Source organism: Marinomonas sp. PE14-40 (assembly GCF_051623805.1).
Classification (GTDB): Bacteria; Pseudomonadota; Gammaproteobacteria; order Pseudomonadales; family Marinomonadaceae; genus Marinomonas.
The window spans coordinates 1,955,874-1,976,059 of the sequence record NZ_CP130700.1; the positions used below are offsets into that span (position 1 = coordinate 1,955,874).

Here is a 20,186-nt window from a genome sequence, read left to right on the forward strand (position 1 = left end):
AAACAATCTTTAACAGGACGGTTATCTAGATTCTTAGCACAGATCATTGGTACAGACCCATGTTTCAAGATAATTTAGAAAATTCGGCGACTATTTTCAAATTAACCATCCCCATCATGCAACAACAAAATATACCAATAACCCCGCATTACTATAACCTTTGGTATACCTATATGAAGCAGAGTAATCTACTGTTAAATGAACAAGTTGATGCCATATTATTAAGAAAGCCTGCACTTTCATTAGAAGACTGTGATGCCCTAATCCATACTTTTTGCAACCAATCTGCTGAGCACAAATTAAACAAACTACAACATCAACTCGGTAATATTAGTAAACAAAGTCAGGATGAAAACAGCGAATTTTCTGATCAAGGGCTTATCGAACAAGCTAGCCAGTTAGAGGACCAGTTTAACCGTGGCGAAATAGATTTTGAACATCTAAGTAACAATAGCCAGGAGCATAATCAAGATTTAAACTACATAGTCAACACTATTCGAGACTTAGTCAGCTACTGCACTCAAATCAAAAAAATATCCTTACAGCTCCATGAGAAACTCACTCAGCAAACTAAAGAGATTCAAGGTTTAAAACAACTCTTAGCTGAGTTTGAAATGGAACATAATATTGATGAGTTGACAGGCATATCAAACAGAACAGCCTTTGATGAAGTAATAACAGCACTGATTAAACAACAATGTTATTTCTCTCTCATATTGATCGATATCGATCACTTCAAAGCGTTCAATCAAACATATGGCACAAAAACAGGTGATAAAGTATTGCAACTCATCGCTCAGAAAGTCCGTAATGAGTGCTCTAGCATAGGTGAGATTTACCGTTTTAGTGGTGGCAAGTTTGCCTTGGTATTACCTCAAATAAACCTTGATAACGCCTCTAGTCTTGCTGAAGCAATTCGCATCAATATAGGTGACCTTATTCTCACCAATAAGCAAACAGGGCAATCGGTTAACAACCTCACTATTTCCTTAGGTGCATCTGAATATCTCGACAATGACACCAAAGATTATATTTTAAAGCGAGCTGAACATGCGCTGTTTCAAGCTAAGCAATCTGGCCGCAATAAAGTAATGGCGATTTAAGTTCTTTTATTTAACGACGCACGGTCCATAAATAAAAAGCCCTGAGAGTATCACTCTCAGGGCTTTTTATGGGTTAGTAAAACAGGTTATGTAAACCCGCTTTAAAACACTAACACTTACTTGTTTTTCTCTTCCCAAAAATCAGCATTTTTGATGCCTAACTTCTTAGGATCGAAAGTGTATTTATCCACTTTCGCTTTGCGCTGAGCTTCATAGTCTTTCAGAGCTTTAATCGCAGGACGACCCATGAAGAAGATGGCAATAATACCAACGATATTCAACCAAGCCATTAGACCAACACCAACATCACCCATAGCCCAAGCTAGGTTTGCAGCTTTAAGCGTACCGTAGAAAGTTGCAACCATAAGTGCAATTTTTAGTAGGAAAGTCAGGCCAGGTACTTTAACTGTACGGTGGATGTAAGCAACGTTCGTTTCAGCAATATAGTAGTAAGCTAAAATAGTAGTGAAAGAGAAGAAGAACAAAGCTAATGCAATGAAAGGTTTACCAACACCAGGTAATACGCTTTCAACCGCCATCTGAGTATAAGCAGGGCTATTCGCCGCAATATCTGCTGCAATGTTTTGAACCAGCATTATATCGCCTACACCGTGTACGTTATAAGCACCTGTGATAAGAATCATGAAAGCCGTTGCAGAACATACAAACAAGGTATCGATATAAACAGAGAAAGCCTGAACTAGACCTTGCTGTGCAGGGTGATCTACTTCTGCAGCCGCTGCTGCATGAGGACCAGTACCTTGGCCAGCTTCGTTAGAGTAAACACCACGTTTTACACCCCAACCAATTGCGGCACCAATACCTGCCATAGGTGTGAATGCATCCCCAAGTATCATACCAATAACAACAGGTACTTGATCGAAATTAAGGACAATGATGACACAAGCAATCACGATGTAAGCAAACGCCATGAAAGGCACAATGACTTCTGTGAAGCGTGCAATACGTTTAACACCACCAAAGATGATGAAACCTAGCACTGCAACAACAGCAATCGCTGTCATGATTTTAGTTGAGCTAATCACACCAATACCAGTATCAACCATAGAGCCAGCACCAAATGCCAATTCTACTGCGTTACCAATACTGTTCGATTGAACACCTGGTAGCATTACGCCACAAGCAACAATGGTCGCGATTGCGAAAAGTACCGCATACCATTTTTGACCCGTTACTTTTTCTAGATAATAAGCTGGGCCACCACGATATTGACCACCGTCATTTTCTTTATAGATTTGTGCCAGTGTGGATTCTGTATAAGCGGTTGCTGCACCCAAGAAAGCAACGACCCACATCCAGAATACGGCACCTGGTCCACCAAAACCGATCGCTGCAGCGACACCTGCAATGTTACCTGTACCAACACGGCCAGATAACGAAACAGCCAATGCTTGGAAAGAAGAAATCCCTTCTTTAGAGCCCTTATTATTCATCAATAGGCGCCACATTTCTTTAATCAATCTCACCTGCACAAAGCGAGTGATAACTGAATAAAATAAACCTGCCGCAAGACAAAGGTATATTAGAGCCGGACTCCAAATAATACCGTTCAAAAAGTCTAAAACTGATTGCAAACCCTATCTCCTAAATTAATTTCGATTCTATTTTTATACTTGTAACAATTTTGATTAATTTTTACGGGGGGCAAGATATCACTAGCAATCCACTTTGTTAATGGCAAAAATTAGTTTTTTCGACTATATGAAAGAAAAGTTGCAGTATATTGTAATTATTAACCTTTACTTTTTCTTATCAGAAACAAAGGTTTCCTAATGTAAAATACAAGGTGAATAAAATCGACAAAATAAGATAAAGATACCTTATCTTTGTTTGTTGAAAATGCTGTTTCTTGAGGGTTATTTTGATTGAAGCAAGCCTTTTAAACTTACTTATTTAGGCTGGCGAATGGTTGCGATTTCCTCATCCTCTATCTGTAAACTTTTCAGAAAGTCTTGGTGCGCATCAGGTTCCATTTTTTCAAACTTCTGATGCCACTTGTTCATCGCATCATCATCAAACCCTGCCGCTCTCATAATTGCCACCCAACGGAATTTATCTAATCGTACTGATGAAGTTAAGTCAGTTTCTTCAAGTGCCATGACAATGGCTTTTTGCTGTTCTCTTAACAGGTTAATTTCAACTTCAAGTGCCTTAAATTGATTTTGCAAAGCTTGCTTTTGCCCATGCTCATTTTGGCTATCAATGAGATGAGCTATTTTTCCTAATTCAATACCATAAGCTTTATAAGCCAATATGCTTTGCAACCTTAATTCAGCTTTTTCACCATAGTAGCGATAGCCATGTTGGGAACGAGTACAAGGCATTAATAGGCCAATGCGCTCGTAATAAAGCAATGTACTACGAGATAAATTAAAGCGCTTAGAGAAGCGGGTAATACTCATCATTGTCATCTTGAACAAACCTCAATTAAAAGCAAAGTATGGTCTTAAAGGTTAAAGCCGACACCTATAGTCAGCTCAAGGCTAAACGAAACACGCTCCTTAAATTTAAGATTTTAGTTTATTGGGACGAACAGACAGGCCAACAGAAAAACTCAAAAACGACATAAACAAATCAATTAGCGACGAGCTTACTTTATAATAAATTTGGTAACAAAAAGCTTAAAACAATTCATCTTCTTCTAAAAATCAAAAAATGTAAGTTAAATTTATTAAAAACCTCACTTTATTGCTAGTTTCAACAACTAGCTAAGACAAAAATCGATGAGACTAAAGTTTGACAGAAAGCCATTCTAAGCAGACTATTATTTTTAATTAAACGCTCATTTAATAAAAACTAAAGTTTACCAAGTTAAATTAGATTTAACTTGTACAAAAAAGAGCCACTAAGGCATAGCGCCAAAAAACAAGCATGCTTAAAAAGACAACAAAATTTAGCGCTAGAAGATGAATTGAATAAAGGCGGTATGAGAAGTAACAGCCAAACTAGAATTCTTTTAGCAAAGTTTCATTTGCACTGACCTGCAAATTTTAGCGAACTCTATGAGTTCGCTTTTTTTTACTTTTTTATTCCAAATGAGCTGGTGACTCTTTATAGTAAAGCTTTTTGAGTTGCTAATGGTCGTCATCAATAAACTGCCAGCTACTTACTCTACTCTGTTTAAACATAGCAACTTGGCAAAGGTTTATTTTATCAAACCAGTCACTTTTTTGAGTACGTGAAGGCGTGACATGTAAATCAGTGCAGAAAATAGAGGGTGTTAGCTCAGCCCCTTTTATTGGGTGAGAGTGCATACTAGTCACTAAGGTTTGGGCTCTTTGCTCTGTTGAAAGATCAATTTTTCGCTCTGAAATTAACAACAGCTGGTCTTCTTGCCAACGAATCAGCAAATCACTGCTATTGATTAAATAGAATAAGTCATAAGAGAACTCAGCAACTTGTTTGTTCATAATGTCTTGAGTACGAACTTCTGAGAATTGACTTAACTTATCAATACGAATTAAAAACAAACTAACCACAACCGTCTCATCTGCCTTTAACTGCTCTCTTGATAAAAAGTCAAAGCGTTTACTCTCTAAAACATAATCTAAATAATGGCCGCTCTTAAGACCTGTGGCTTTGTCTATATATTCATGGCTATCTTGTAAGTCAGGTTCAGATTCAAAGGTACCATAATTAATTAAGGCGACCATGGTAAACACGACTTGGAAAATAATAATGGCAAAAATGGATACTAAGTTAAGGTCAAAGTCAGACACCACATAAAGACTCACGCCAATACAAAAAAAGTATAAAACGAACCCTAAAAAACAAATAGCGAGACTAATGAGAAAATAAAGCCAACCGCCTACAAAAGCAAAGGCTACTATGGGAGTAAGAATAGCCAAGCTAGGTATCACTTGAATATCTACCACCCCAATTAAGGCGCCTTGAAGAAAGGCAGCGACAAGCAGTTCATAAAGAACATAAGTATTAGGTTTATTGCTTTGCTGGCTAACAAAATGAAGTAACTTGGCAAATACAAAGGCCAACACCAACCAATATAAGGAGTCTAAAGAAGCACTCTTATTAATAGCGTTTAAAACGGCAATCGCAGCAAAAATAGGCCAAATAAGATAAGCACAACGATAAATACATTTTCTAATCCAGGCGGCTTGTTCGACCGACAAGTCATCCAGCTTATTCATGCATCCACCCTAGGTAAACTTGATTTAAAGAGTGGCTTAACAGCAATACAATTACGACCCTCACCTTTAGCCTGATATAAGGCTTGGTCAGTAGCGAGCATAAGTCCTCTGGTGCTAAAGCTACTAACGGGGATAACAGAAGAAACGCCAACCGAAACAGTCACTATGTCATCCGCATCAGAACCATTATGCTCTATTTGTAAGGAGCGAACGGCTTCCAGTACTTTTTTAGCAACAATATGAGCCCCTTCAAGATTCGTATTAGGCAGAATAATATTAAACTCTTCCCCACCCGTTCTTGCGACCACATCACTTGATCGTGTGACTTTTTTAGCAATGGTTTGAGCAACTTGGTTTAAACAATCATCACCAACTGGGTGCCCATACAAATCGTTGTAAGCTTTAAAATGATCAATATCAATCGCTAACATAGACAAGGGTGTTTGGCTGCGATAACTACGTAACCACTCTTCATCTAGACGAAGGTCAAAGTAACGTCGATTTGCAATTTTGGTCACAGCATCGCTGTTTGCTTGTATTTCTGCTTTCGCCTTCGCTTTATTTAAAACAATGCCCCTAAGGTGAGACAAATATCCCATATAATGGGTAGCAACAAAAAGATAGAAAAAGGCAGGAATGATACCCAGTGTATTGAAGTTTAAATCGAATTTAAAACCAAAAAGGGGAATGGAAATCAGCATACCAATCACTAACGCTATGAGGCCTTTAAGCATCAGCGCAGGCCCTTTAAGTGCATAGACAGCAGATGAATTAGCAATATAGTAAGGAAGAAATACAACTGGGTTAAAATAGACTAAATTTGCCATTACACCTATGGATAGCATATCTACTAACAGGCTATTAGATTCAGTTTTAGCAGTGGGCTTTAAGACAAAACTAGCAAAAGCAACATGAGGGTAAATAATAAAAAATAGCAGTGTTAACCAAATAGGAAGGTCAGCTGAGTCCAGTTCAGGCAATCTGGCCAAGTAAACATTAATTATTACCAATAAATAACCTGCAACGCGCATTGGATAATCAAATGTCCCTGCAGCTTTACTTAATCGCACTCACACCTCCAATTAGCTTAAATAAGCTAATCACTTTTAAAATTAATTTTTATTTTATTTAAGCTTAAGCATTTATAAAGGCCCAATAAAACATATTACTAAGGTGAAAAACAGCGCCATAAAACCAACTTAACTAAAAAATAATTTAAAAATGATTTCTTTATAACTAAAGAAAGCAAACGTTTCGATAAGATATTAATAAAACTGATTTAACTCATCTATTTCTCTCACTTTACTGACATCAAACTCACAATTAATTTTTTAGGTTTTATTATCTTAATTTATAAAATATGCAGCTCCTCTAAGAAAGCATGACAAGAAACTCATAGCCAACAACGCTGATTCCACATCAAAAAACATTCACGATTTTTAAAGCATGCCTTATCAAACTAGTTGTTACAGCTTACAAACGCGACCTCTTTTCCAAAAAACAACAAATCATAATTTACACTCAGAATTGGTTAATTTGTTTTATCTCTGTCTATAATTTTCTCTAGTTATGATGCAGGAGAACACGCCTTGTAAAGGTGAAATCAGGATTGCACTTGCCACAAAGGTGTTTAGTTAAACTAAAAATGATGCAACCTAATGTCAGAGATTAATAGCAATGGGGGTTAAATAACTTTGTGTTATTTGGCGCTCATAATCGTCATTCCTGTCATAAATCAGAAGTAATACAGAGCGATATAGGTAAATTTAACCAAAGAATGAAACAACATCGGTTACGTATCAAACGAACATTGGCAAATCATAATGTCAGTGCTACAGATGAAAGTTAGGGAACCTAGTATTAAAGTACAAAAGGCCAATATTCTTGGCCTCATCTCATTAATCCATTAAGTAAGTACTAAGCTTTTATCTAAAAAGCTTAGTACTCGATTTTCATATTCTTCTGGCTGTGCAGCATAAGCATGTGTATGCATTGCTCCCTCAACTTGCCAAAATTCAGCCTCAGTACTTTGCTTTAAAACATCGAATAAAAGCTTACCATGGGCAACAGTTGTAAATTTATCTGCTTCTCCATAAATCAAGAGCATGTCAGGTCGACCCGCTAAGGCTTTAGCGGCATGCATAGGACGAACCCGCTTCTCACCTGAAGGGTAAATCAATTGCACACACTGTAGCGCTAGCTTAGGTAAAGGATAAGATCGCCAAAAGTGCATTAATGTAGGGAAAGCAGATTCAATGACAGCCGCTTTAAAAGGGTGAGTTGGACTTGTCATTGCACAAACGGACATAGCTCCTCCTAAGGATGCTCCTATTAAGCCTAGAGGAAGATTTGGATATTGACTTTGCAAGGCATTGCCTGCTGCTAATACATCTAGTGGGAAATCCATTGTCGTTGAGCCAGACTCACCAAAACCATTAAAATCAAACACCATTACATGATAGCCAGATTGACGTAATAGCTGAGCATGGCCATACCTTAACCAGAAGCCTTTAGCCGACACCCCCATGGGGTGGCACAATAAAACAGCTCCTTTTATATCTACAGAAAGGGATTCAGCAATTAGTGCTGAAATTTTTGCCCCAGATTCACTCTCAAATGAAAGCCTTTGCCAATCCTTCTGATTAATATCATCAGGCCAACGCCAAGGTTTGTTGAAACGACCAAAAAAAGGCTTTTTTAATAGGCTATACAATATTTTCTTCATCCTTATCCCTCTCCTTATACAAATAAAGCACCACAACACAGCCGTTAAGACAATCAAGTGATACAAGGCTTCAGTCAGTTTATGGCTTGCTTTTAAACACAACCATAGGCATAAATGACTTGTTTAGGGTTATTTATGCCTATACTTAATAAAACGAGCGAGGGATAAAAATGAAGGTGACAATACTAATGGCTGATCGCTGCTCTTCTACCAGTGTTGCGGCCAGTATGGAGTTTTTAGAAACCGCCAATGTTATTCATCAGTACTTACTCAGATCTCAAAAAACGAACTCACAGAAAGAAGAAAGGCATCAAGCACAAGAGAAGCCATTTGAGTTTGAAACCGCATCACTAACTGGCAAGAGTATTCAAAGTACTGGCGGTTTAATTCTGACACCGGAAAAATCGATTATCCAAGCAACTCCCGCAGCCCCAAATACACCTAGGCTTATCATAGTGCCTGGGTTCATGTTTAATATTTTGTCTGAGTTGCCACTATTAAGCCCCATGAGCAATTGGTTGAAAGAACAACACAAACAAGGTGCTTATATTGCCAATATCTGTACTGGGGCGTTTGTTAGCGCTCAAGCTGGTTTATTAGATAATAAAAGAGCAACAACTCATTGGCTCTTTAGCGAACAAATGCAACAGCACTTTCCTAAAGTAAAGGTACACACAGAGCGAACAGTAACTGATGATGGCCTGATTATGTGCTCGGGTGGTTCAACTAGCAGCGCCGACCTGCTGCTCTATATTATTCGTAAGTTTGGTTCACCCCAACTTGCTGCTGAGTGTGCCAAAAAACTTTTGGTAGATACAGGTGATCGCAGCCAAACACCTTATGCCAGCACTACATTTAAAAAGAATCATCATGATAATGAAATTTTAAGAATTCAGATTTGGCTTGAGAAGCAGTTACACCAGCCGGTCAGTATGGAAGGCCTTGTGCAGGAATTCGGTTTGAGCATGCGCAATTTCATTCGCCGGTTTAAGGAAGCGACCCAACAAACACCAATTCAATACCTACAAAACTTACGCTTAGAAAGAGCTAAACATTTATTGGAATCAAGCCAAGAAGCGTTCGAACAAATTACCTATCGAGTAGGTTTACAAGATGCGAATTCTTTTAGAAAGCTCTTCAAACAAAGGGTTGGCGTCACACCTGGCGCTTATAGAAAGCGCTTTGCGCGAAAATCACCAAGTTAAATTAAATATTCAACAGTAAGGTGAGACTGAATAACATGTGACCCATTCATAATAATGAAAATAAACCCTGTTTATGAGAATAAGAAGTAAAAAGCTATATCATTGTTTTATAAGAACTATTTAATTGTATTATAATATCCTCGTTGGACTTACACGACTGATTCAATCAACTAAATATCATTTCACATCATAATAAGTTTTTATAATGTGACAATTTCATGTTTTTTGACTTTATTCATAACCTACTATTTATTTCATTCACGTGAGATAAATTATTCTTTCATATACTGTTTTTTGTACAAGATTTTAAATAAAGAAAAAAGGCAAGTGTGGCACAAAATAAAAAGTGCAAACTTTTTGTAAAACCCACCACTATGTGAAATTACTAGTCTTTATTCCCAGTTCAAAACCTGTACAATCGTTCAAGTATTGAGAAAGAAAGGTCCAACACAGCTTTCTTTTCTCGAATCAGTTAAGAGGCTTTTTACTTAAAAATCACTTAACAATCGCGCCGTTATAATAAAAAGAAGCGGCATAAACGATTAAAATAATTAGAGTACTGTAGTTATGAATCAGGTTAACCAAGCTTATGATAATAATCAGGGCAGCAAAGGTGGCTTTCTAGAACGCCTCTTTAAACTTGCTGCTCACAAGACCACCCCCAAAATTGAGATGATGGCAGGTTTAACCACCTTCGTTACCATGTCTTATATCATCGTTCTAAACCCTATCATCATGTCGAAAACAGGCATGCCATTTGACGGCTTATTCCTAGCCACTTGTCTTGGTGCTGCGATTGCCACCATTCTAATGGGCTTGTACGCAAATTGGCCTGTTGGTCTTGCACCGGGCATGGGACTTAACGCATTTTTCACCTTCTCTGTTGTTGGCTCTATGGGCTATAGCTGGGAAATTGCACTAGGATCTGTCTTTATTTCAGGCATGCTCTTTGTGTTAATGAGTGTGACGCGATTACGTGAATGGATGCTAGATAGTATTCCTATGAGCTTACGTCTTGCTATGACAGCAGGTGTTGGTTTGTTCTTAGGTTTTATCGGTCTTCGTTTCACTGGGGTGATAGTACCAGATCCAAATAACGCCTTAGCTCTTGCTGATCTAACACACTTTGGCTTTGGTAAATTTGGTCCTGAAGCGCCTGCGCTTGGTCTTTTAAGTTTCTTCCTGATCGCTGTTCTTAGCTATCGTAAAGTATTTGGTGCGGTTGTACTGGGTATTGGTATCACGACTTTAGTCGCTTTCATCATGACTTGGATCCTACCAACTGACTTCTTCGTCGTTGCTGAAGAAGCTAAGTCTTGGGCACCTGCTTCCGGCTTCGTCGCCTATGGCGGAATGCTAGCTGTACCAGATTTTGCAGCTATCGAACCAATTCTTTGGAAAGCGGATGTCATGGGCGCACTTGAAGTCGCTATGATCCCTGTCATTGTAACCTTCTTGTTCGTAAACATCTTTGATACTGCCGGTACTCTTATGGGTGTTGCTGAACGAGCTAACCTACAAGACGAAAAAGGTAATATTGAAGGCCTAAGTAAGTCTCTTAAAGCTGACTCTATCTCATCTGTAATAGGTACAGCGTTTGGTTGCCCACCGGTAACATCTTACGCTGAGTCTGCAGCGGGTGTCTCTGTTGGTGGCCGTACTGGTCTGACAGCGGTAACTATCGGTGTGCTTTTCTTACTCGGTATGTTCTTCTTACCATTAGCGAAAATGCTACCAGCCTTCGCAGTAGATGGTGCTTTGATCTACGTTGCTATGTTGATGATGAGTTCTCTGAAGAAAATCGACTGGAACGATCTAACTGAATTTGCCCCAGCAGTTGTTACAACTGTAATGATGGCTTTCACCTTCTCTATTGCAAACGGTATTGCACTTGGCTTCCTAACATACACCATTCTTAAAGTTGGTGGTGGTAAGGCAAATGAAGTATCTGCAGGTGTATGGGCATTAACTGTGCTATTCATTCTGAAGTTTATCTTCCTAGGTCACTAAGTTTGTTGTAACAAATCTTAATACCTAAGAAACGAAAAAGGGCCTTCATTGAAGGCCCTTTTTTAATGCTTAATGTTTTACCTGATATTGAACCAAGAAGTAGCTCTAGCTTCTTAGTTTTATTCTAACTTCTTAGTTTTTATTCAAAATAGACTGTAAACGTAAGTACTCATTTAAAGCGATTCTATCTGATGCTATCTCTATATCAGAAATCTCTATCTTTGACCAAAACACCTCATCGGCTTCTAGTGCTTTAATCTCACCTTGCCAGCCATGAATCACATAATAATGAATTAACTGCAATTCAGCGGTTGCCTTATGATACAAGGAACAGAGGTAATAACTCGACAAAGCCTTTATCGCTAATTCTTCATCCATTTCACGGTGCAGAGTTTGCACTTGTGTTTCCCCTTCCTCCATATGTCCACCAGGGATAGCGACCAAACCTGGATCAGACGTTTTTAATAAAGAACGCTTTTCTAGTAGTATCTTATTATCTCGAATTAATAAAAAGGATACACAAGGGTGTTGCTCCATGAATAAAGTCTCTTCTAGTTCGGTTAATCTTGATTTTTACCTAAACGCTTTTCAATTTGTTTCTTTTCCCAGTCAGAGCCAAATACATTCACAACTTCGTGCGCACTTAATCCCTGAATCAATAAAGCAATTCCCCAACCTAGCGCAGGCCAAACTACCCAAAAATAATCTGGACTTGTCAGCAGGTTAATCACCAATAAAAGTAAGATGACACCTGCATAGCTAAGTAAGTTTTTATTAAAGGCTTTTATACGCTTCACCTGAGCAATGACAGCAGCTTTTTCAGCTGATTCCTTCCCATTGTTGCTACTTTCTTCATTCATATTATCCGACTCCTGTTTTTCAGTTTTGGAACTAGCCATTAGATTAGGTTCAATCTTATGTAGGTCAGATACCTGTAACTCAAAGACTGCAGCAAGGGATTTCAGACTTTCCAACCCTGCCTTATTGCCTTGTTCAATACGCTGAATAGTACGCACACTTAAACCAGACAGTTGTGACAGCTCTTCTTGAGACCAGCCTTTATCCAATCTTAACTGTTTAACACCCATAGCCATCCCTTAAAATAATAAGAATAAATTTTAACAACAGACCCAAAGATTCAGAACGACACCAGCATGACACCAAGGTGACACCCTATATATTTCAATCACTTACATAAAACTGTCGTTAAGTTAATTGGGACTTAAGCTGCCCTCTAGTGAGTAAGACAGCACTAATAATTAAGGTAACTAACTCCCCGACTAAAAACAGCCACATAACCGGGTTCGGGTTACCATCAAGTAAAATACCTAAACTACGACCAAAAGCCATATTCCCCATAATTAAGATGACGAATACTAAGCCTAATTTCTCATAAACCAGTTTCATTGAGAAATAGAAAAGTAATAACCCAATCGCCAAACTCATACCACCATAAGTTGCCCGAGTATCAATCATGGCAGAAGTAGTATTCGCAGCTGAGCCTGTTACCCAAAATAAAAGCGTTTCCGGCACAAAGAAAAACAACAAACCGTAAAGACTAAAAAATAAAGCATTTAAACGAATAATCCATTGCGCTAGTGTCATTACTAATCCCTTTTAGTTAATTTGTTATAGCCTTAAAAATTAAGCTGATAGATAACATCAGTAAGATAAGTCTAACAAGATGATCAAACCATTTCTGTTTCAATTTTGATAAATAATATTTACCAATCTGAGTCCCTAGGTAACTAGCTAACAAAAGGACTATAAGATAAGACAGATCCTCAAATGCAACTAATGATGCCCAAGTAAAAATACTTATCTTAATGATATTTAATGGCAAGGCACTGGCAGCCATAGAGGCAACGAAAACTTCCTTTTTCAATGCTAGCTGTTTAAAAACCAAGGCTTTTATGAGGCTGCCAGAACCCACGGCTCCCGAAACAAGACCATAGATAAAACCCGTAAAAATTAAGACACTATCACTGATCTTGTAATTTGGCATAAGACGAAATAGATCAATTACTAAGTAAAGCAAAGACATAGCGACAAGTATGAATACAAGCCAGTTCGCATCTAAAAATAACAAAGAATAGGCGCCAATAAACACACCAGGAATAGAAAGGAGACTCAGCTTAAATACCAGTGGCCAGTTGATATAGGGCTTTAAATAGTAGGTTTTTAAGGAGGTGTTATAGAAATAAAAGAAGCTGGTTAACGCTATGCTCCATTTTATATCGAACATAAGAGAGGTCGCACTAATCAAGATCAAAGCTGAACCAAAGCCAGCTAATGTGGATAGTATGGCGGCAAACAAGGCCATCACAAAAAAAGCCCCTAGCATCCAATCCATACATACTCTTTTTATTGATTAATTTGAGAAAGCTTAACATAGAGCCAAGCCCCTTAAAATCTAAGCTAGATTCTCACCTTTAATCTCACCACATGACTTATATCAGCCTTAAAAGGGTACAAACTGATAGCCTGCCTTTAAAACGTTTTATTGATATTGAGGTAAGTAATGGACAAGAAAAAGCTAGATATTGCCATAATCGGTGCAGGGCCAACCGGATTAAGTTTTGCGCTAAGTCTTGCCCAATCAGGCCTGAAAATTGCCTTAATAGACAAACAATCAATAGAAAATATTGCGCAACCTCAATTCGATGGTAGAGATATTGCTATGACACATTTATCTAAAACTATCTTGTCTGAATTAGGGGTATGGCAAACATTTCCAGCCGACGTTATACACCCAATTAAAGAAGCTAAGGTTATTAATGGCGACCTTAATACCTTATCGAATGAATCAACATCGACGTTAGAGTTTGATCGATCGGATGATCCAAACGCTTCGCTTGGCTACTTAGTCGCTAACTATCAAATCCGACAAGCGCTATATAACCAAGTTAAAACACAACCCAATATCAGCTTAATCTGTGAACAAAAGGTAAAAAAACTCCATACTAATCAAGATACTTGTTTAATTGAATCTGACGATGTTCTGATCGAATGCAAACTCTTAGTATCTTCTGACAGTCGTTTTTCTGAAACACGCCGTATGATGGGCTTAAGCGCTAAAATGAAAGATTACGGAAAGGTTATGTTAGTGTGCAACATGAAGCATGAAGGCAGCCACAATAACACCGCCCAAGAATGCTTTCAGTATGATAAAACCTGTGCTATTTTACCCCTTGCAGAGAATACCTCTTCCATTGTGATTACCGTCAACGCCAGCGAATCAGAACGCTTACTTGCCTTAGGTGATATGGCCTTTTGTGCTGAGGCTCAATCCATGTTGAATCACAGGTTAGGCAAGATGACTCTCATTAGCAAACCAATCGCCTATCCACTCGTTGGCGTTATGTCCGATCGCTTCATTAGCCAAAATTTTGCCCTGATTGGCGATGCTGCTGTTGGTATGCACCCAGTTACAGCACATGGTTTCAACTTAGGTTTACGTTCGGCGGACACACTCGCTCAGCTGATTATTAAGGCGCACAGTAAAGGAAAAAATATCGCGTCAAAACGTTTGTTACACGAATACGAAGCCCGCCATAAACTTTTAAGCAAACCACTTTATGATGCAACCAATACCATAGTTACCCTCTATACCAATAAGGCACCATTGGCTAAAGCCGTCAGAAAAATCGGTATCAGACTTGGCAATAAGGTATTGCCCTTTAAAAGACTTGTCACCCACAGACTAACGCAAGTCCGTTAAGGGACCTGCGAGTAAGTCGCCTTAATAGTAAGCTTTGTCCTAATTGATGGCCCTATTTCGAAATAGGGCTGTATTCATCATTTCACGACTCAACCCAGTAAAGCATAAAATCCCTATGAGGTTGGCAAGATAGTCGAATAGATCTAAGGTGCGGGTTGCGAAAAAGTACTGACTTAACTCTTCTAGTGTTACAAAAATTATTACCGCCAGACTTCCCCAGTAAATCGAACCAAATTTAAAGTGAATCAAGCTGCCACGAGAGGCAAGATTAGCCATTAGAGTTAAGCTCCCAAATACGAAAAAGTGACCTAACTTATCGCCAAATGGGACTTTACGTGTAAATTCAAATAGCCACATATCTTGTCCCGTGTTTGCCATAAAGATAATCCAAAAAACAAAAGCGACAAACAAAGAAGTGACACATAAGAGAATTTTTTGCATGGGATACTAAACACGTTTTAATAGACTGGTGCTTAAGAGTATACCGAGTTTTTAGATTCGTCTATTTTGTGACACAAAATGCGAAAATCAAAATTGATGCCAGCGTGATGAGCAGAGTACAAAGGATCTTGTATGAAAAGTAGAAGATAAAGAAGGAAAGGAGAATTCTGAGGAGAGCCAGTCAAACACCTTTATTAAAAGTTTATCAAACTTTGATATCTATTAAGCTACCCAGTGTTCCATTACTGGCTTCTAGCGCTTTGGCCGATGCCTCAAATTGAAGCTTGGCTTCTTGCTGCTTTATCAAAGATTGATTCATATCTTGGGTAGCTTGTATTGGTCGCTCAGTATCAGGGCTGGTCGCGCTAGACGCAGCGACATCCCTTGCCGCATTCGACATTTGTTGCTCAGCTTTTTGTATCCCAGCTAAACTCGTTTGATAAGCACCAATGGGTTTATCCAATTGCATAACCCTTCCCCTAAAAATCTTTCAATCTGTTTCATATTTGAACAGATAGGTATGTATCTAGCAAGTTTGTCTTATTACTAATTTTTATTTGTGAAAATTAGCCACAACTAAATAAGTAACTACACTTAAATCTTAGTCTAATAATTGAAGAAGGTTCAAAAATAGGCACAGATAAAAAACGGCTACCTAAAAGTCCGTAGCAGGCTAAACATCAATAAATTCATAATGGACTAATTTATGAAAAAACCTGAATTACCAAACACTGAAGAAAAGCGGCTGGAAACACTCAAGGCGTTAAACATTTTAGACACCTTACCAGAAGAGCGCTTTGACAGAGTCACCAGAATGGCTAAAAGACTATTCAATGTCCCTATCGCATTGGTGAGCCTAGTTGATGAAAATCGACAGTGGTTCAAATCGAGTGACGGACTCGCGGTTTCAGAGACGCCAAGAGACATCTCTTTTTGTGGTCATGCTATTTTAGGAGATAGCACTTTTTACATAAAAGATGCCCTTGAAGACTCTCGCTTTACTGATAATCCCTTAGTAACTGGTGATCCCAACATTCGCTTTTATGCTGGTCATCCTTTAACAGCAGCTAACGGTGAAAAAATAGGCACCCTTTGCATCATAGATAAAAAACCTAAGAAGCTAACCGAGGAAGACTTAACCGCCCTATCGGACCTTGCATATACTGTTGAACAAGAACTTTGTGCCATTCAACTTTCAACCATGGATGAACTGACTAACCTATCCAATCGTCGTGGCTTTACGCTTGTTGCCAACCATTATTTAAACTTCAATAAAAAGCAAAACATGCCTGCAACTTTAGTCTATTTTGATTTAAATAACTTCAAACAGATCAATGATGTACACGGCCATAGTGAAGGAGATAATGCACTACAATTATTTGCCAGTGTGATGAAATCGAGCTTTAGAAATTTTGATCTATTGGCTCGAATCGGCGGGGATGAATTTATTGCCCTACTGTTTAATTCTGACCTTAATGCTGCAGATGAAATGATTGAAAAGCTTTCAAACAATCTTAAAAGTGTTGTCTCATCTCAAGAGCTTGAATACGAAGTGGGTTTCTCTTACGGTTTAATTGAATGCAATAGTCTCTTACCTAGTTCGATTGAAAGTTACATTCAACAGGCTGATAACAAGATGTATGAATGTAAGCATGAGCAAAAAAACCAACACCCTCTAGAGCCAAAATTAAGCGATGATGATGGATAGTAAACTTAATAATGGGTAAAACACAAAACGACAATACCGCTCTTTTTAAATAACACTAATTAAATCAGTATATGAATCTTTAATTAGTATTCGTCATTTTGGGTAATCAAGGCATTAGCAGCTTTATGCAAAATACTATGACGCCACGCGACTTTAGTTTGATCTTTATCGTAGCCCCCACCAATCACACAAGCTATAGGCAGATCCCTTTTTCGACATTCATTAATAACATATTGATCTCTTTGCCAGATTCCCTCATCGGTTAAATTTAAAAAACCTAATCTGTCATCTTTATGGACATCAACACCTGCATCATAAAAGACAAAATCAGAGTTAATCTCGTCTAAAAGCCTAGGAATACCGGCTTTCAAAATAGCCAGATATTCAGCATCACCTGCGCCTTTCGGTATCTGTATATTAATTCCCGCTTCTTGCTTAATTGCTGGGTAATTTTCTTCACAATGCCAAGAGACGGTTTCAATGGCATCATATGAGGCGCACATGGCAGCAGTGCCATCACCTTGATGCACATCGCAATCTAGAACCAATACTTTTTTAGCCTTACCTGACTCAATCAAATGAATAGCGGCAACCGCTTGGTCATTAAAAATACAAAAGCCTGTACCATAGTCCTTGTGAGCATGATGCGTACCACCAGCAAGGTGGACTGCAATACCATACTCAAGGGCAAGATCTGCTGTTAATAAAGTGCCTGATACCGCTCTTAATGTCCGTTCCACCAGCCAGTCTGACCAAGGTAAACCAATTTCTCGCATGGCTTTGTCAGACATTTTTCCTCGCACAAAGCTCTGCACATATTCTGGACTATGTGCCTGCATAAGCGTGGTAAGTGACATGGGTGATGGACTAAACATATTTTTATCCGTTAATACCCCAACCCGTCTTAACTCCTCTTCTAACAGGGCAAACTTTTGCATGGGAAATCGATGCCCAGCAGGAAAAGGAATAGAGTAATGAGAATGATAAACCAAGGGTAAAAAAGGCATAGGTGATCTTAATTTTTATCTGTTAATTCAGTCTTTGTTGGCCATTTTTTATTAATAGAGCCTTCTAAGAAGGCCCTATTAGAATCCAACCACTATTCAGTAGCTGGTTTTGCCGTATTTATTGGCGCGTTCTCTCGCTCTTCGTCGCTTACATCAGCCTGTAAAACAGCAGCCAAAGCATCGTAATTTTCTTGGGCTTGAGAACGGTATTTTTTCTCATCCTCATGGAAGCTTCCCATCGCCATGACATTATGCTCATCATGCTGTTTGAAAAGTGCGGCAGCATTCTGCGCTTCTTGCGATGATAACCCTAAAGACTCAAGCGCTTGCTCACCAAGGTTGAGAGCTGAATGGAAAGTTTCACGAACAATGGCATCAGCGCCTGCTACTTTAAGGTCATGTACTTCCAAACGGCCTATTGCTCTGACTAGAATTTTTAGATGTGGGTAATGCTTTCTTGCGTGAGTCACGATCTCCATGGCTTTCTCATGTTCATCTACAGCAACAACAAGTAACTTAGCATGATCAGCCCCAGCAGAATGTAATAGATCCCCCCTAGAAGCATCGCCATAAAAAACTTTGGTACCGAACGATCTCAGTAGCTCAATCTGGCCTGCATCATGCTCTAAGACAGTCACTTGATAGCCTTTCATCAATAAAAGCCTTGCCACTATCTGGCCAAAGCGACCCATACCGGCCAAAATAACTGGCGTATCACCATCATCGATTTCATCGGCTTCTTGCTGTTTGCAGCCTTTTCTCACAAACAGAGGTTCAATCACTTTATCCTGTAATATCATTAAGATAGGTGTTGCTGCCATAGAAAGCGCCACGACAACCACTAAAGGGTCTATGATGTCATTGCCTAAAATATGGTGCTGGCCTGCAAATGAGAAAAGCACAAAACAGAACTCACCCGCTTGCGATAAAGCAAAGGTAAAGTACCAGCCATTGCCACCTTTAAGCTTAAAGATACGAGACAAACTAAAGAGCACCAACATTTTGCAAAGCATTAACAGAACAACCAAGGCCCCTATCTGCAAAGGTTCAGCCATTAGGATTGAGAAGTTAATGCTAGCGCCGACCGAAATAAAGAAGAGGCCTAACAACAAGCCTTTGAAAGGCGCAATTTCTGCCTCTAACTCATGGCGATATTCACTTTCAGCTAAAACAACACCTGCGATAAAAGTACCAAGGGCAGCAGATACACCAATCGCATTCATCAATAGCGCGATTCCTATAACTAAAAACAAAGCCGTTGCGGTGAAAATCTCTCGCATTTTGGTTTCAGCAATAATGCGAAATAAAGGCCTTAATAGGTATTTTCCTGCCAGGATAATAGCGGCAATCACCACAAAGAGCTGAGCGGCATGTTGCCAACCACTTAACTGATTCGCCTCTTCAACCACACTCGGACTTGTCAATGCCAATAACGGCATAAAAGCCAGCATAGGTATCACGGCAATATCTTGAAAGAGAAGCACTGCAAACGAAGATTGGCCTAATTGAGACTTCATCAAACCATTTTCATTTAACAACTGTAATACAATAGCAGTGGAAGATAACGACAATATCATGCCAACCACAAGCGCCGTTTGCCAAGGTAAGCCAAATGCCATAGCAACAAGCGTCATTAAGCCTGTACTTAAGAGAACCTGCGCCCCGCCAAGACCCACTATGGGCACTCTTAATTTCCAAAGTACTGAAGGCTGTAACTCAAGCCCCACCAGAAAGAGCATCATCACCACACCAAACTCTGCAAAATGCATCACATCATTAACATCGTTCGCTACGATACCTAACACATAAGGCCCGATTATAGCGCCCGCAATCAGGTAACCTAATACCGAGCCCAGACCTAAGCGCTTCGCAATAGGTACCGTCACAACAGCGGCTCCTAAAAAAACAAACGCTTGCTCCATTAACCCACCCGCCATGAGGACCACCTTAATCTAATATTGATTGTGAATAATTCAGTGAAAATTGATAAGTAAAATTTATGAAGAATGTTAACCCTATCCCCCAACCTTGGGAAGATAGAAACGGTCTAATAATTTCCTAATGCTAGCCATTACTTTTGTCAGATGCCCTCAAAAA

At 39.0% G+C, this 20,186-nt stretch carries 18 protein-coding genes; 5 read left to right on the forward strand and 13 right to left on the reverse strand.

Annotated features, from left to right (window positions below; all coding sequences use genetic code 11):
- Window positions 1–59 precede the first annotated feature (59 nt).
- The gene (locus Q0A08_RS08960) at window positions 60–1,103 is read left to right on the forward strand and encodes a diguanylate cyclase domain-containing protein (protein WP_438466452.1); all 1,044 of its coding nucleotides are present in this window, start codon (window positions 60–62) and stop codon (window positions 1,101–1,103) included.
- A gap of 116 nt (window positions 1,104–1,219) precedes the next feature.
- Here the strand turns inward: Q0A08_RS08960 and Q0A08_RS08965 are convergent, their stop codons facing one another.
- The 5 genes from Q0A08_RS08965 to Q0A08_RS08985 form a co-directional block, all read right to left on the reverse strand.
- Window positions 1,220–2,698, reverse strand: coding sequence for an alanine/glycine:cation symporter family protein (locus Q0A08_RS08965; protein WP_438466453.1), 1,479 nt, complete (start codon window positions 2,696–2,698; stop codon window positions 1,220–1,222).
- A gap of 315 nt (window positions 2,699–3,013) precedes the next feature.
- A complete protein-coding gene (locus tag Q0A08_RS08970) occupies window positions 3,014–3,535 on the reverse strand; it encodes a MerR family transcriptional regulator (RefSeq protein WP_438466454.1) in 522 nt (173 codons plus the stop codon).
- A 663-nt stretch (window positions 3,536–4,198) separates the two neighbouring features.
- Entirely contained in the window at window positions 4,199–5,272 is a 1,074-nt protein-coding gene (locus Q0A08_RS08975; protein ID WP_438466456.1) for an MASE2 domain-containing protein, read from the reverse strand.
- Complete coding sequence (locus Q0A08_RS08980; RefSeq protein WP_438466458.1) at window positions 5,269–6,342, reverse strand: GGDEF domain-containing protein; 1,074 nt, start codon at window positions 6,340–6,342, stop codon at window positions 5,269–5,271. Before Q0A08_RS08980 ends, Q0A08_RS08975 begins: the two co-directional genes overlap by 4 nt.
- An 836-nt stretch (window positions 6,343–7,178) precedes the next feature.
- Window positions 7,179–7,997: an alpha/beta hydrolase family protein gene (locus Q0A08_RS08985; RefSeq protein WP_438466460.1), complete on the reverse strand. Its 819-nt coding sequence runs from the start codon at window positions 7,995–7,997 to the stop codon at window positions 7,179–7,181.
- Between the two features lie 170 nt (window positions 7,998–8,167).
- Between Q0A08_RS08985 and Q0A08_RS08990 the strand changes: the two genes are divergently transcribed.
- Both Q0A08_RS08990 and Q0A08_RS08995 read left to right on the forward strand, forming a co-directional pair.
- Entirely contained in the window at window positions 8,168–9,202 is a 1,035-nt protein-coding gene (locus Q0A08_RS08990; RefSeq protein WP_438466462.1) for a GlxA family transcriptional regulator, read from the forward strand.
- A 567-nt stretch (window positions 9,203–9,769) separates the two neighbouring features.
- Window positions 9,770–11,212 carry an NCS2 family permease gene (locus Q0A08_RS08995; protein WP_438466464.1) on the forward strand — a complete coding sequence of 481 codons (1,443 nt, stop codon included), beginning with the start codon at window positions 9,770–9,772 and terminating at the stop codon, window positions 11,210–11,212.
- Between the two features lie 132 nt (window positions 11,213–11,344).
- On the opposite strand, the gene Q0A08_RS09000 is transcribed toward Q0A08_RS08995, so the two are convergent.
- The 4 genes from Q0A08_RS09000 to Q0A08_RS09015 all read right to left on the reverse strand — a co-directional run bounded on the left by Q0A08_RS09000 (window position 11,345) and on the right by Q0A08_RS09015 (window position 13,565).
- Window positions 11,345–11,749: an NUDIX domain-containing protein gene (locus Q0A08_RS09000; protein WP_438466465.1), complete on the reverse strand. Its 405-nt coding sequence runs from the start codon at window positions 11,747–11,749 to the stop codon at window positions 11,345–11,347.
- A gap of 23 nt (window positions 11,750–11,772) precedes the next feature.
- Window positions 11,773–12,300: a 2TM domain-containing protein gene (locus Q0A08_RS09005; RefSeq protein ID WP_438466467.1), complete on the reverse strand. Its 528-nt coding sequence runs from the start codon at window positions 12,298–12,300 to the stop codon at window positions 11,773–11,775.
- 118 nt (window positions 12,301–12,418) lie between these two features.
- Window positions 12,419–12,817 carry a DUF4345 domain-containing protein gene (locus Q0A08_RS09010; RefSeq protein WP_438466469.1) on the reverse strand — a complete coding sequence of 133 codons (399 nt, stop codon included), beginning with the start codon at window positions 12,815–12,817 and terminating at the stop codon, window positions 12,419–12,421.
- Window positions 12,818–12,833: 16 nt separating this feature from the next.
- A complete protein-coding gene (locus Q0A08_RS09015; protein ID WP_438466470.1) occupies window positions 12,834–13,565 on the reverse strand; it encodes a sulfite exporter TauE/SafE family protein in 732 nt (243 codons plus the stop codon).
- A 168-nt stretch (window positions 13,566–13,733) separates the two neighbouring features.
- On the opposite strand from Q0A08_RS09015, the gene ubiM reads away from it, so the two are divergent.
- Window positions 13,734–14,933 (forward strand): 5-demethoxyubiquinol-8 5-hydroxylase UbiM, encoded by a 1,200-nt coding sequence (gene ubiM, locus Q0A08_RS09020; protein ID WP_438466472.1) that lies wholly within the window; start codon window positions 13,734–13,736, stop codon window positions 14,931–14,933.
- A gap of 39 nt (window positions 14,934–14,972) precedes the next feature.
- On the opposite strand, the gene Q0A08_RS09025 is transcribed toward ubiM, so the two are convergent.
- On the reverse strand, window positions 14,973–15,374 hold the full coding sequence (locus Q0A08_RS09025; RefSeq protein WP_438466474.1) for a VanZ family protein: 402 nt from the start codon (window positions 15,372–15,374) through the stop codon (window positions 14,973–14,975).
- A gap of 205 nt (window positions 15,375–15,579) precedes the next feature.
- Window positions 15,580–15,843: a hypothetical protein gene (locus tag Q0A08_RS09030; protein WP_438466476.1), complete on the reverse strand. Its 264-nt coding sequence runs from the start codon at window positions 15,841–15,843 to the stop codon at window positions 15,580–15,582.
- Window positions 15,844–16,080: 237 nt separating this feature from the next.
- On the opposite strand from Q0A08_RS09030, the gene Q0A08_RS09035 reads away from it, so the two are divergent.
- Complete coding sequence (locus Q0A08_RS09035) at window positions 16,081–17,082, forward strand: sensor domain-containing diguanylate cyclase (RefSeq protein ID WP_438466478.1); 1,002 nt, start codon at window positions 16,081–16,083, stop codon at window positions 17,080–17,082.
- Between the two features lie 83 nt (window positions 17,083–17,165).
- On the opposite strand, the gene Q0A08_RS09040 is transcribed toward Q0A08_RS09035, so the two are convergent.
- Entirely contained in the window at window positions 17,166–18,089 is a 924-nt protein-coding gene (locus Q0A08_RS09040; RefSeq protein ID WP_438466480.1) for a histone deacetylase family protein, read from the reverse strand.
- Window positions 18,090–18,181: 92 nt separating this feature from the next.
- On the reverse strand, window positions 18,182–20,026 hold the full coding sequence (locus tag Q0A08_RS09045) for a monovalent cation:proton antiporter-2 (CPA2) family protein (RefSeq protein WP_438466482.1): 1,845 nt from the start codon (window positions 20,024–20,026) through the stop codon (window positions 18,182–18,184).
- Window positions 20,027–20,186: the final 160 nt, after the last annotated feature.